The following is a 12,237-nucleotide window of genomic DNA, read 5'->3' as shown; positions in this document are numbered from 1 at the left end:
TTTTCTTTCTTGTCTGGCGGCTTTTCCTTAAAATGAGAGTTGTAAGCGCTTATTTTAAGGAGGAGAAATTTCTGTGAATACGTCAAAATTAGTGTTTGCCCCGCTAAGCTATACAGGCTGGGGCTCGTTAAAAGAGCTGCTCCCTGAAGTTGAAAAACATGCCCCCAAGCGGATTCTCGCTGTGACTGACCCAATGCTGAAACAAATCGGACTCACAGACAAAGTGACCAGTCCTTTATCCCAAGCTGGCTATGATGTATCACTTTACACAGATATTGTTCCTGAGCCTCCTTTGGAAACAGGCGAAAAGCTTGTTTCCTTTGCAAAAGAAGGGCAATTTGATTTGGTCATCGAACTTGGCGGAGGAAGCGCCCTTGACTTGGCAAAGCTTGCCGCTGTTCTTGCGGTACATGAAGGCAATGCCGCTGACTATTTGAATTTGACGGGTACAAAGCAGATTGAAAGAAAAGGACTGCCGAAAATTTTAATCCCTACAACGGCTGGAACCGGCTCAGAAGTAACCAATATTTCCGTTCTATCCCTTGCAAGCACAAAGGATGTTGTGGCACACGACTTTCTGCTGGCAGATGCAGCAATCGTTGATCCTGAACTGACCCTCTCTGTGCCGCCAAAGGTGACAGCTGCCACCGGCATTGATGCTTTGACCCATGCAGTAGAAGCTTACGTTTCCATTAATGCGTCACCCGTGACAGACGGACTTGCCCTGCAGGCCATCCGCTTGATCAGCCGTTCTCTTCGAAAAGCTGTAAAGGACGGAAATAACAAAGAAGCGAGGACGGACATGAGCCATGGCAGCTTTATGGCAGGTCTCGCCTTTTTCAACGCCGGCGTTGCAGGCGTTCACGCTCTCGCCTATCCGCTCGGCGGCCAGTTTCACATTGCCCATGGAGACTCCAATGCAGTTCTGCTGCCATATGTGATGGAATACATCCGAAAATCCTGCCAGAAACGAATGGCCGATATCTTAAATGCCCTTGGCACACATTCTGCCTTTTTATCAGAAGAAGAAGCATCCTATCAATGTGTGAAAGATCTGAAAAGGCTTGTGGAGGATGTGGGGATTCCTTCAACTCTGGCGGAATTCGGTGTTACAGAAGGCGCATTGCCCCTGCTTGCAAAGGATGCTGAAAAGCAAAAACGGCTCCTTGCTCGGAGCCCTCTTGCTTTAGAGATAAAAGATATTCTCACAATCTATCAATCTGCTTTTAGCGGTAAGGCAGCAGAACCGGTTTCTATTTGACTAAACGAACGCCATTTCTCTGCCAGCTGTTTAATTTGATCTGAATTGGTGCGGCAGCAGCCTCCGATTAGGCGCGCCCCTGCTTCAAACCAGGAGGCTGACTGCCCGCTGATTTCTGCGCAAGAGCTGTTCCCATCCCATGTTTTGGTCGTGGCGTCATAAGACTCACCGGAATTGGGATAGATGATGAGGGGCTTTTGCGTATGCTTTCCAAGCAGCTGAATTGCCTTTGCTGCAGCATCGGCCGGTGCGCAGTTTACTCCGATGGAGGCAATCTGGACGTGTTTGCCGAAAGCTTCTGCACATTTGGCAAGCTCCGTTCCATCGCTGATTTGCTGTCCGTTCTTTAGAGAGAAGGAAAGCCAGGCATACATATCAGGGAAGTCCTCAAGCAAAGATAATAAAACTTCCGCCTCCTGAAAAGAAGGAATCGTTTCAAACGCCAGGACGTCGGCTCCCGCCTCAATGAGCGCTTGTATTCTTGACCGATGGAACGAAATTAATGTTTCACGTGTAACATCGTAGTCCCCTGTATATTCAGAGCCATCAGCCAAGTAAGCGCCATATGGTCCGACTGATCCTGCGACAAGCGGCTTCGGGCGTTCTGAATCACTCTTTCTCCAAACCTCATCCCTCGCTTCTTTTGCGAGCTCTACTGTTTTTTTGATTAAGCTGATCGCTTCTTCTCTTCCAATGCCTTTTTTCAAAAATCCTTCTTCTGTTGCCTGATAGCTGGCTGTGATGGCGCAATCTGCCCCGGCTTCAAAGTAATCTTTATGCACCCGGTAAATGACATCAGGATTTTCAAGCAGCACCTTTGCAGACCAAAGGGGATCATCAAGGCTGCAGCCATGCTTTTCCAGCTCTGTTGCCAGCGCCCCGTCGAGAATCAGGACTTTGTATTCTTCCACCATCCGTTCAATGGGATTGGTTTTCTGCTGCATAGCTTTCTCCTCTTTTCTTCCATAGTTTCGGTAAATAATAGCCCGCATAGCATAGTAAAATAAACGGCACTCCGCAGTACAAAGCAATCCGCTGCGTCGGATCAAAAGCAATGCCGATGACAGAGGCAAGGCACAGCAAGAAAGAGGCAATCGGGACAAAAGGATAGAGCGGCGCTTTATAGGCTAGCTTCTTTATGTCATTCCCTTCATTCACAAACCTCTTACGGAAAAAATAGTGGGAGGCGCTGATGCTCATCCAGACAGCAACTACAGCAAGGCCTGAGATGGAAACGAGTACTGTGTACACAGTATCCGGCGCAATAACACTGGATAACAGGGCCAGACAGCCGCCAATCATACTGAATATAACCGCATTCAGCGGGATCCCTTTCTTTGTCACTTTTCCAAAAAGGGCAGGAATGGTTTTCTTATCAGCAAGCGACCACAGCATTCTGGAAGATGCATAAAGACCGGAGTTGGCCGCTGATAGGATTGCTGTCAAAATCACAAAGTTCATGAGGTCCGCTGCATAAGGAAGACCGATTCTTTCAAAAACGGCAACAAAGGGGCTTTTTAATACTCCTGCATCTGACATTGGCAGCAGGGCTGACAAGATCACAATCGTGCCGATGAAAAAGAGAATCAGTCTAAAGAGCGTCGTCCGGATCGCAAGCGGTATGTTTTTTTGAGGATCAGCTGTTTCTCCTGCTGCAACACCAATCAGTTCGGTACCCGAATAAGCAAAATTCACGGCAAGCATTGTCATGACAACGGCAAAAGCCCCGTTTGGAAAAAGACCTCCGCTTGTCAAATTTGAGAAAAACGGGGCCGGCTCACTATGGGCAAGAGGAATTAATCCGAACATGGCACCCGCTCCCAAGATAACGAAAATGACGATTGCCAGCACCTTCACAGAAGAAAACCAGAACTCAGACTCGGCAAAAAATCGTATCGTAACCGCATTTAATCCAAAAATCAAGGCAGCAAACATCGCACTCCAGATCCAGACACTGACAAAAGGAAACCACCGCTGCATCAGAAGCCCGGCTGCTGTGAATTCCGATCCGAGCGCAACCGTCCAGGTCAGCCAGTACAGCCAGGCTACCGTATAACCAGTTCCGGGTCCGATATACTTCGCTGCATACGTATGAAAAGAGCCTGTTTCCGGCATATGTACGGAAAGCTCGCCTAAACAAAGCATGACAAGATAAACAGCCAGAGCCCCTACCAAATATGAGACAATCGTGCCAAAGGGGCCTGCCTGCTGAATGGTGTAGCCTGTGCTTAGAAACAATCCTGTCCATATTACCCCTCCAAGCGAAAGCATAATAACGTGCCTCGCCTGCATGTTTCTTTGAAACTCGTGTTTCGTTCCCATGTCAGCTCTCCTTCTTTTCCACCCAGAAAAAACAAAAAACGCACCCCTTAAGAGTGCGCTGCCGACAAATAAATGAATCACTTATCTATCGGGCTCTTCACCCGCTGGAGTTAGCACAGTATCTTAAAAAAGACCTGCTGCTGAGGCTTCAAAGGGCCAGTCCCTCCACCTCTCTGGATAAGAAATATTTTTTTACTACTTTACCAATCTAGCAAATGGATGTCAATGTCCGTTTTAATTTGCAGGCTGATTTTTTGCTGCTTTGCTGACAGGTGTACTGCCTGCCTGCATACGGGAAAGGAGCAGAACCGCACCAGCAGCGAGTGCAACACCAGCAGCTCCAAACCAAGTTACAGAAGAAAGAGACACGCTTCCTGCAGCTACGCCGCCAAGGGCAGCTCCGGCCGCCATGGCGAGCTGCATCGTTGATTGGTTCAGGCTGAGCATGACGCTTGAAGCTTCGGGCTTGAGAGAAACCAAGTTAAATTGCTGTGTCGGACCTGTTGTCCAAGCGGAAAAGGACCATAAAACAAGAAACCCAAGGACAGCTAAAATGGAGTGCCCTGAAATGGATAGGAGAATGAGAGACACAATGTGAAGCAGCATCCCGCTGAGCAGCGTAAAAGAAATCCCCTTTTTATCCGTGCTGTACCCGCCAAGCTTGGATCCGATCAGGCTGGCAATTCCAAATGCGAGAAGAGCGCTGCTGATCAGCCCCCCATTCATTCCTTTTACTTCCAGAAGATAAGGAGAGATGTAAGTATACGCAATCGAATAGCCGCCGCACCACAAAAAGGTGATCGCAAGACCCAGCGCAACCTTTGGAGACTTTAGAAGACTTATTTGTCTCACAAGAGGAACAGGCGCATCTCCTTTCACACGGGGAATCGTAAGAGCAACGACCAACATGCCGATGATCCCTACAATCACAATTCCTAAAAACACAGTTTTCCAGCCTAAAGCTGAAGAAACGATTCTTCCGATTGGCACCCCAATAATAAGAGACGCTGTAAAGCCCATGATCACTGTGGCTATTGAGCTCGCCTGCTTCCCGGGAGGGGCAATTTTCGCAGCCATGCTGAGCGCTGTCACAACAACTGTCCCCGCACCAAGGGCCATCACGATCCTTGCAGCAAGAAACCATTCAAACCCTGGCAGAAGATAAATCAATAGATTGGCAGCGGTAAAAACAGCAAGTCCGGAAAGAATCAGCTTTCGTCTATCCCATTTCGCTGTCAATGCAATAAGAACCGGCGTCCCGATCGCATACACCAGGGAATACACCGTAATAAGCTGCCCCGCTGTATAAACTGTAATATGAAGGCTGCTTGCAATCTGGTCTAGAATTCCCGTAATAATGTTTTGCGACGTTCCGACTAAAAAACTGATAAAAGCCAGGATATAAATCCTCCATGCAGATTCCATATGAGCATGACGCCTCTTTTCTTTTATTTTTATATTTCTACAAATATCGAAATTAGAGCGAAAAAAATTTATTTCAGCAAGTACGGAGCAAATTTCTCAGCCACTTCCTGATCCAGGCTGTAGTAAATAAAGGTGCCTTCCTTACGGGAAGTCAGCAGGCCTGAATCAGCCATTTGCTTCAGATGGTGTGAGAGGGTGGAAATGGCAACTGTATCTAATTTTTTTCCAAGCGCTGAGCAGCATTGATTGCTTTCTTCTTTCAGCAGCATGGCAATGCGGAGGCGCGTCGGCTCCCCAAGGGCTTTGTAAATCTTGACTGCCTGCTGCATTTCTGGATTTTCAACCATGGTTACAGATCCTTTCCGCGGTGGTGCTTCAATTTCGATATCCATCGAAATATAAGATACCATATATTTTTTTTTGTGTAAATGGGTGGGGGATTGCTCAGATACCTTGTTGGGTTCTTTGTTTCCGGCAGTTCGGGAAAATATTGGCTCCTTTCGGGAATATAAGAGCCGGTTTCGGGAATTTCCCTCTGCCATTCGGGAAAATGAAGCCTTGGTTCGGGAATATGGCTTTGTGCTGGGTCCGAAAACCAGGTTTTCCCTTTGTAAAATGGCGGTTTGGGCACATACAAAGTGGCTGCACATTCAGGGCTTGCTCAGAAACTGGGTGGGTTGTTTGTAACCGGCCGTTCGGGAAAATATTGGCTGCTTTCGAGAATATAAGGGCCGGTTTCGGGAATTTCCCTCTGCCATTTGGGAAAATGAGGCCTTGATTCGGGAATATGGCTTTGTGCCGTGTTCGAAAGGCAGGTTTTCCCTTTGTTAAATGGCGATTTGGGCAACATACAAAGTGGAAGCAAGTACTGGGTTTGCTCAGAAACTGGGTGGGGTTCTTTGTAACCTGCCGTCCGGGAAATTAAGGGCTGCTTTCGGGAATATAAGAGCCGGTTTCGGGAATTTCCCTCTGCCATTTGGGAAAATGAGGGCTTGATTCGGGAGTATGGCATTGTGCCGAGTTCGAAAAGCAGGTTTTCCCTTTGTAAAATGGCGGTGGCAGTTTGGGCAACATACAAAATGGCAGCAAGTTCTGTGTTTGCTCAGAAACTGAGTGGGGTTCTTGTAACCGGCCGTTCGGGAAAATAAGAACTTGATTCGGGAATATGGCATTGTGGTGAGTTCGAAAAGCAAGTTTTCCCTTTGTAAAATGGCGTTACTAGATTCCATGCACTTCCTTTTTTTCCCGTTCTTCAAAATACAACTTTGCATATTTAGCAGGGTTCTGTCGATTTAGGGAGAAAGGGGTAAATGAAAAAGAAAATGAGGTGGTATATTGATCATTAAAGAGCGAACAAAACCTACTGTGATGCTTCAACTGGAGGCATTATTAAGACGGCTTCCTGCCCAGCATCGGAAACGATCACAGATTGAAGCTGATTTGGCCAGGTATACGGCTGGATACAACGGTGAGAAATCTATTGATTATCATTTAAGCTTCCTTCCTGAAAAAGAGTTTTTTATTCTTCACGACCTCCGCCTTCCCTCTGCTTCTCATTTCTTCCAGATGGACACCCTTATCCTCCACGCCAATTTCATCTTGATATTAGAGGTGAAAAACATTTCCGGCACGTTGGTTTTTGACCAGAACTTTCATCAGCTCATTAGAAGAATTGGTGAAAAAGAGGAGGCTTTTCCTGATCCCTTTCTTCAAGCTGCACGGCATAAGAAACAGCTGCAGCAGTGGCTGGCAACAAAGTATTTTAACGATATCCCATTAGAATTCTTGGTTGTGATCAGCAGTCCGTCTACTTTGATAAAAATGGTGACTTTTAACCAATCTTTTTACAAAAAGATTGTCCATTCTGCTGTAATTTGTGACCGCATCAATGAGCTTCTTCTGATACAAAGATCCCCTTTATTAGAGCAGACTTCTATTCGCAGGCTTTCGCGGCTGCTACAAAAAAACCATACCATCAAGTTAAAGCCTGTGCTGGAGCAGTATCAGCTTAAACTTTCGGATTGCAGCACCGGGGTCTATTGCCCCAGCTGTCTCGCTCTCCCTATGAACAGAATTCATGGCAAGTGGGTCTGCAGGGAATGCACACGGCAGTCAGAAAAAGCCTATTTATCATCGCTCGAGGATTATTTTCTTCTCACCAATTCCCCAGCCATCTCCAATAAAGAGTTCCGTTCGTTTTTAAATATTCACTCTAAAACAATGGCGTTCAATTTATTATCTGCCTCAGGGCTTAAACATGTAAATGCAAGAAAGAGTCGTGTCTATTTGAGAAATAACCTATAAGAAAAGGCGATCTGGAGACATGTTTTAATTAGATTAACAGACTTGAAAATTTTGAGCTTTTAGCAGCATTATTTGGGAAAATACATTTGAAGGATGGCACGGAAACCGAAGATACGCGAACTGTAACCTTCCGTTCGGGAAAATATGGGCTACTTTCGGGGATATAACAGCCGCGTTCGGGAATTTCTCTCCCCCATTCGGAAATATATAGCCTTGGTTCGGGAATATGGCTTTGTGCTGGGTCCGAAAACCAGGTTTTCCCTTTGTAAAAAGAATGTTCTCGGCACTATTTAGAAAGCTGCACGAATTGTGCAGTTCAGAACCTGTTTGTAGCCCTATGACTCCTTCCAGCATTGTCCAACCACCCCAACTTCCGCTAAACTAATCATAGATACCAAGAATCGCAGGTGAAATCTATGTTCAAAATTCAATTAATTGAGGACGATGTCTCCCTCTTTAACGAGATCAAAGACCGGCTATCCCAGTGGTCATACGAGGTATACGGAATCACGGATTTCAGCAAAGTTTACCAGGAGTTTGGGGAGATTCAGCCGGATCTGGTGATCATTGATATCCAGCTTCCGAAGTATGATGGTTTTCATTGGTGCCGGATGATCCGGTCCCATTCAAATGTGCCGATTATTTTTTTGTCTTCGCGGGATCATCCTTCAGATATTGTGATGTCGGTGCAGTTTGGAGCGGATGATTTTGTCCAGAAGCCTTTTCATTTTGATGTGCTGATTGCGAAGATTCAGGCGATTCTGCGGCGGGTTTATAATTACAACCAAGAGGTAAAAGAGCTGAAATCATGGTGCGGCGCTGCAGTGGATTTTGAGAGCAACACGGTGTCAAATGAAGCAGGTTCAGTAGAACTGACGAAGAATGAAACGTTCATTCTAAAGCTTTTGATTGAGGGAAAAAATAAGATTGTGAGCCGGGATCAGCTGATCTCAAATCTCTGGGATGATAAACGGTTCATCAGCGACAATACGCTGACGGTCAATGTGAACAGGCTGAGAAAGCGCCTGGAGGAAATCGGGCTTGGACAGTATATTGAGACAAAGGTTGGGCAGGGCTACATCGCCCTAGAAGAAGGCTCGCCATGATCAGGAGTTTTTTAAGGGAGAGGATGAGCTGGATTGGGCTATTCCTGTTTTTTCAGCTGTTCCTGCTGTTTGTGTCTTATGTGGATGCAGCGATTCCCATCAGCTCTATTCTCTATATAATCTTTTTGTTCACCATCATCTTTGTTCTTTTTTTATTCATTCGCTATCAAAGAGAAACCAGATTTTATCGAAGCTTGAAGGAATGGGAGTACAATTTGGATGTCCATGGTATGGAGAGAGCGAATTCTCCGTTTGAACGGATTGCAGAAGAAAGCTTGAAGAGCCAGACGACGGGTTTAAAGGCGCATGCGATGAAAAGCCAGGCATCGCTGACAGCGGAAAAGGATGAGCTGCTTTCCTGGATTCACGAGGTCAAAACGCCTTTGACAGCTATGCATCTCATGATTGACCGGATGAAAAATGAGCCGTTGAAAAAGGAATTGACCTATGAGTGGCTTAGAATCCACTTGCTTTTGGATCAGCAGCTTCACCAAAAGCGGATTTCCGCAATGGAAAACGATCTATACATCGAGAAAATCCAATTAGAGGATCTTATTTTTGAAGAAATTAAAACGCTTCAGTCTTGGTGCATTCAAAAGGGAATTGGGTTTGATCTGGATCTGAAAACAGAGGAAGTGCTGAGCGATGCCAAATGGCTTTCCTTTATCATCCGTCAGCTGCTAACAAATGCGGTAAAATACAGCTTGTACGATGACATTGTAATTAAGAGCGGGCTTCAGAATGGACAGGCGTATCTTGAGATTTCCGATCAAGGAAGAGGCATTTCCGCACACGACTTGCCGCGCATTTTTGAGAAGGGCTTCACGTCGACAGCTGAGCATCAAAATCAAGCCGCAACAGGGATGGGGCTATACCTTGCTAAAAAGGCAGCCGACTCTCTGTCCATTCAGATTGCTGTTCATTCTCTGGCTGGCAAGGGATCTTCTTTCACCCTTATCTTTCCGGTACGGAATGATTTTGTCCGGATCACAAGCATGTGACAAAAATGTCACATGCTTTCTCTGTTTGTTCGGGGAATCGAATGAAATGGCAAACTTCCGATTTTATAATAAAGCTATCAACTAAGGCTAAGGGGCGATTGCGATGACCATTTTAGAGGCTTCACAGCTATTTAAAAGCTATGGAAACAAGTTTAACAAGCAAGAGGTGCTTAAAGGACTTGATTTCCGTTTTGAAAAAGGTGAATTTGTCAGCATCATGGGGGCTTCAGGGTCTGGGAAAACAACTTTATTGAATGTTCTTTCCTCCATTGACCGCATTAATTCCGGAAAGATTACCATTGATGGAAAAGAAATTACCGGCATGAAAGAAAAGCAGCTTGCGGAGTTTAGAAAAACGCATCTCGGCTTCATTTTTCAGGAGTACAATCTGCTCGACACCCTGACGGTTAAGGAAAATATCCTGCTGCCGCTCTCCATTACCAAAACCCCTGCCCCAGTGGCTGATTCTAAATTCAGCGATCTGGCAAAACAGCTTGGCATCTACGAAATTAAAGACAAATATCCGAATGAAATTTCCGGCGGGCAGAAGCAGCGGACCTCTGCGGCAAGGGCTTTTATCCATGAACCAAGCATGATCTTTGCCGATGAGCCGACCGGCGCCCTTGATTCAAAATCGGCCTCAGATTTATTGAATAAGCTCAGTGAATTAAATGAAAAAAGAAAAGCGACGATCGTGATGGTCACACACGACCCTGTTGCTGCCAGCTACTGCAGCCGGGTCATTTTCATCAAAGATGGGCAGATATACAGTCAGTTGTACAAAGGCGAGCAGACGAGAACAGATTTTTTCAAAGATATTATGAAGACGCAGGGCGTCCTTGGCGGTGTGCAGCATGAGCATTAATCAGCTGATTTTCCGGAACCTGCTGAAGAATTTAAAGAATTATTACTTGTATGTATTCGCGCTTGTTTTCAGCACTGCCTTGTATTTTTCCTTTGTAACGCTCCAATATGACCCAACCATGGACGGTGTGAAAGGCTCAATCAAAGGGGCGGCAGGCATACAGGCTGCTTCCATTCTTCTTGTTGCCATTGTAGCTGTCTTTCTTCTCTATGCAAACAATATTTTTATTAGGCGGCGCAGCAAGGAAATCGGGTTATTTCAGCTGATTGGTTTAACAAAAAACCGGATTTTCAGGATGCTGACCGCTGAGAACTTCATGCTGTATTTCGGTTCCCTCGTTATTGGGGTTTTTGCCGGCTTTGCCGTTTCCAAGCTGATCCTCATGATTTTATTTAGAGTAACAGGCGTAGAAGCAATTGCCAGCCTGCATTTTTCTGCACAGGCGCTTCTTCAGACAGTCATTGTCTTCCTGGTGATTTACCTGCTGATTATGCTGATGAATTACACATTTATTAAAAGGCAGACGATTCTAGCCTTGTTCCGCGTAACTTCGATGACAGAGGGAAAAGTAAAGCGGATTTCCTTATTTGAAATCGTGATCGGCGTTCTCGGGATGATTCTGATTGGTTCCGGCTACTTTGTTTCTTCCAAATTGTTCGGCGGCAGCTTTACTTCTACTCCAACTCTATTTGGCGCAATGATCTTTATTCTCGGCGCAGTAATTATTGGAACGTATCTATTCTACAAGGGTTCCATTCGTTTCATTTTGAATTTCCTCCGAAATCGCAAGAAAGGGTACTTGGACATCAACCAGGTTCTCTCGCTTTCGTCCATTATGTTCCGAATGAAGTCAAATGCGCTTCTGTTAACTATTATCACAACGGTATCCGCCATGGCCCTTGCCTTGCTGTCTTTGAGCTACATCTCCTATTACTCTGGTGATAAAACAGCGTGGACTTTCACAGCGGCGGACTTTGCCATGACCAATGCCAAGGATGCGGAAAAGTTTAAAGCGGCACTGGACGGTAAAGGGCTGCCCTATACTGAAAAAAGGCTTCACGTGCTTCAAGTAGATGCCAATGTTAAAGATATTTTGAAATCAAACGCTCAAAACTATGCTAATCCGAAATTCAACTCCAATGTAATGGGAATTTCTGTGCTGGACGAAAAGGAAACGGGCGGCAGAGACGTCGCGCCAGAGGAAACCTATTTCACAGGATACAGTGATTTGCTGCAGCGGTTTTTAGGCTTTAAAGATTCCGGTACGATTGAGTGGAAGGGAAAAACTGCTTCCATTCCGCAAAAATATCTTGGTCTTGAAAAAAACAATTTGGTCTCCGCCTACTTTACAAGCGGCGGACTGCCGCAGGCTATTGTAGATCATACGGTTTTTGAAAAACTAAAAAACGACCTGAACCCTAATCTTCAAAAGAAAAGCTCCCTATCCATCAGCATCAATATGAAAAATGGCGCCGATCTAAAAAAAGCGGACATGGTCTTTCAAGGCCTTCATTTAAAATTGGAAAACGGAAATTTTTCCTTTTATCATGAAGCGTCCGAACAAAAGAAAACCATGGGCCTCACCATGTTCATCGTAGGCTTTCTTGGCCTCACCTTCCTGATTACTTCAGGCTGTATTCTCTACTTCAAACAGATGAATGAAAGTGAGGAAGAAAAACCAAATTATACGATTCTTAGAAAGCTTGGCTTTACACAAAGTGATTTGCTGATAGGCATTCAGGCAAAACAGCTCTTTAACTTTGGGATTCCGCTTGTTGTCGGTCTGCTTCACAGCTACTTCGCTGTCCAATCCGGCTGGTTTCTGTTTGGCAAGGAGCTTTGGACGCCGACGATTATCGTTATGGTATTGTATACTGCTCTCTATTCCATCTTTGGCATTTTGTCTGTGTTTTATTATAAAAAAGTAATTAAAGAAGCGTTATAAGAAAAGCT

10 protein-coding genes and 1 riboswitch are annotated in these 12,237 nt (G+C 45.4%); of the genes, 6 read left to right on the top strand and 4 right to left on the bottom strand.

Going from position 1 to position 12,237, the window contains the following annotated elements; translation table 11 throughout:
- The first annotated feature begins 73 nt into the window (after window positions 1-73).
- A complete protein-coding gene (locus LRR81_RS14255; RefSeq protein WP_231790051.1) occupies window positions 74-1,261 on the top strand; it encodes an iron-containing alcohol dehydrogenase in 1,188 nt (395 codons plus the stop codon).
- Here the strand turns inward: LRR81_RS14255 and mmuM are convergent.
- The 4 genes from mmuM to LRR81_RS14235 all read right to left on the bottom strand — a co-directional run bounded on the left by mmuM (window position 1,216) and on the right by LRR81_RS14235 (window position 5,355).
- The gene (gene mmuM / locus LRR81_RS14250; protein ID WP_231790050.1) at window positions 1,216-2,205 is read right to left on the bottom strand and encodes a homocysteine S-methyltransferase; all 990 of its coding nucleotides are present in this window, start codon (window positions 2,203-2,205) and stop codon (window positions 1,216-1,218) included. The genes LRR81_RS14255 and mmuM overlap by 46 nt on opposite strands.
- Window positions 2,180-3,583: an S-methylmethionine permease gene (gene mmuP, locus LRR81_RS14245; RefSeq protein ID WP_231790049.1), complete on the bottom strand. Its 1,404-nt coding sequence runs from the start codon at window positions 3,581-3,583 to the stop codon at window positions 2,180-2,182. The genes mmuM and mmuP overlap by 26 nt, the downstream gene beginning before the upstream one ends.
- A 78-nt stretch (window positions 3,584-3,661) precedes the next feature.
- Window positions 3,662-3,767, bottom strand: a riboswitch (SAM riboswitch).
- A 50-nt stretch (window positions 3,768-3,817) separates the two neighbouring features.
- Entirely contained in the window at window positions 3,818-5,008 is a 1,191-nt protein-coding gene (locus LRR81_RS14240) for an MFS transporter (RefSeq protein WP_231790048.1), read from the bottom strand.
- Window positions 5,009-5,076: 68 nt separating this feature from the next.
- On the bottom strand, window positions 5,077-5,355 hold the full coding sequence (locus LRR81_RS14235; protein ID WP_231790047.1) for an ArsR/SmtB family transcription factor: 279 nt from the start codon (window positions 5,353-5,355) through the stop codon (window positions 5,077-5,079).
- A 988-nt stretch (window positions 5,356-6,343) separates the two neighbouring features.
- Between LRR81_RS14235 and LRR81_RS14230 the strand changes: the two genes are divergently transcribed.
- The 5 genes from LRR81_RS14230 to LRR81_RS14210 all read left to right on the top strand — a co-directional run bounded on the left by LRR81_RS14230 (window position 6,344) and on the right by LRR81_RS14210 (window position 12,229).
- Window positions 6,344-7,312 carry a nuclease-related domain-containing protein gene (locus LRR81_RS14230; protein ID WP_231790046.1) on the top strand — a complete coding sequence of 323 codons (969 nt, stop codon included), beginning with the start codon at window positions 6,344-6,346 and terminating at the stop codon, window positions 7,310-7,312.
- 416 nt (window positions 7,313-7,728) lie between these two features.
- Complete coding sequence (locus LRR81_RS14225) at window positions 7,729-8,418, top strand: response regulator transcription factor (RefSeq protein WP_231790045.1); 690 nt, start codon at window positions 7,729-7,731, stop codon at window positions 8,416-8,418.
- Window positions 8,415-9,419 (top strand): sensor histidine kinase, encoded by a 1,005-nt coding sequence (locus LRR81_RS14220; protein ID WP_231790044.1) that lies wholly within the window; start codon window positions 8,415-8,417, stop codon window positions 9,417-9,419. Before LRR81_RS14225 ends, LRR81_RS14220 begins: the two co-directional genes overlap by 4 nt.
- 103 nt (window positions 9,420-9,522) lie before the next feature.
- A complete protein-coding gene (locus tag LRR81_RS14215) occupies window positions 9,523-10,284 on the top strand; it encodes an ABC transporter ATP-binding protein (protein ID WP_231790043.1) in 762 nt (253 codons plus the stop codon).
- A complete protein-coding gene (locus LRR81_RS14210; protein ID WP_231790042.1) occupies window positions 10,274-12,229 on the top strand; it encodes an ABC transporter permease in 1,956 nt (651 codons plus the stop codon). Before LRR81_RS14215 ends, LRR81_RS14210 begins: the two co-directional genes overlap by 11 nt.
- Window positions 12,230-12,237 lie beyond the last annotated feature (8 nt).

The organism is Metabacillus kandeliae (assembly GCF_021166585.1).
GTDB lineage: Bacteria > Bacillota > Bacilli > Bacillales > Bacillaceae > Metabacillus_B > Metabacillus_B kandeliae.
This window is presented reverse-complemented; position numbering and strand designations above follow the sequence as displayed.